The organism is Burkholderia sp. Ac-20379, from assembly GCF_017104645.1.
Lineage (GTDB): Bacteria > Pseudomonadota > Gammaproteobacteria > Burkholderiales > Burkholderiaceae > Burkholderia.
In genome coordinates, this window is the sequence record NZ_JAAGPF010000732.1 from 1 (window position 1) to 1,120 (window position 1,120).

1 protein-coding gene is annotated in these 1,120 nt (G+C 71.6%); it reads left to right on the forward strand.

Annotated elements, in window-relative coordinates; translation table 11 throughout:
• Nucleotides 1-91: 91 nt before the first annotated feature.
• The coding region (locus G3N92_RS34300) for a glycosyltransferase (protein ID WP_206131908.1) at nucleotides 92-1,120 on the forward strand (1,029 nt) is incomplete at its 3' end.

The window sequence follows — 1,120 nt, forward strand, 5'->3', positions numbered from 1 at the left end:
CCGGCCGCGCGCCCGCTGGCGGCGGCCTGAGGCGCGCGGCCCCGATTTGCCCCGACCGCCCGCATCCCGAATCACGAACCCGGAGCTTCGCATGACCGCCACCCAGGTCCACGTTCATCTGTTCTATGGCGCCGATCCGCGCACCTACCGTGCCGGCGACAACATCGGCTGCCTGTATGGCTATCACCACGCGGCCTCGGACGAGTTCGCGATGAGCTACTCGCAGGACCGCCGCGAATGGCGCCCGGTCGGCCTCGCGCGCCGCGCGCTGAAGGCCGCGCTCGGCTTCGACGCGATCCACGCCTGGCGCAACCGCGAGGCGCTGCTGGCCGCCGACGTGATCTGGACGCACACCGAGCAGGAGCATCTGGCCGCCGCGCTGATCCTCAAGCTGGCCGGCGAACGCGGCACGCGCCCGCGCCTGCTCGCGCAGAGCGTGTGGCTGCTCGACCGCTGGCCGCAGTTCGGCGCGCTGCGCCGCTGGGTGTACCGCAAGCTGCTCGCGCGCGCCGACGTGCTGACCACGCTCGCGCGCGACAACGCCGTGCTGTGCCGCGACTATCTGCAGCGCGATGCGGTGATGGTCTATTACGGCCTCAACACGCAGGATTTTCCGGTGCGCCGGCCGGCGATCTGGACGCCGAACCGGCCGCTGCGGATCGCCGCCATCGGCAACGATCGCGACCGCGACTGGGCCACGCTGATCGAGGCGTTCGGCGGCAACGCGCGTTACGAGGTCAAGCTGGCCACGCGCCGGCGGATTCCGCAGGAACTGCATCGCGACAACGTCGAGATCGCCTCGGTGTCGGGCATCGCCAAGCAGCGCGCGTTCTACGACTGGGCCGACGTGATCGTGGTGCCGCTGCGCCCCAACCGGCACGCGTCGGGCATCACCGTGATGCTGGAGGCGGCCGCCGTCGGCAAGCCGATGATCGTCAGCGACGTGGGCGGTTTGCGCGACTATTTCCCGGCCGATTGCGCGGCCTACGTGCCTGCGTTCGACGCGAGCGCGATGCGCGGCGCGGCCGATCGCATGCTGGCGCAGCCGGCGCACGCGCTGGCGCTGGCGCAGGCGGCCTCCACGCGGCTCGTCGAGCGCGACCTGACGACGGAAGCGTTC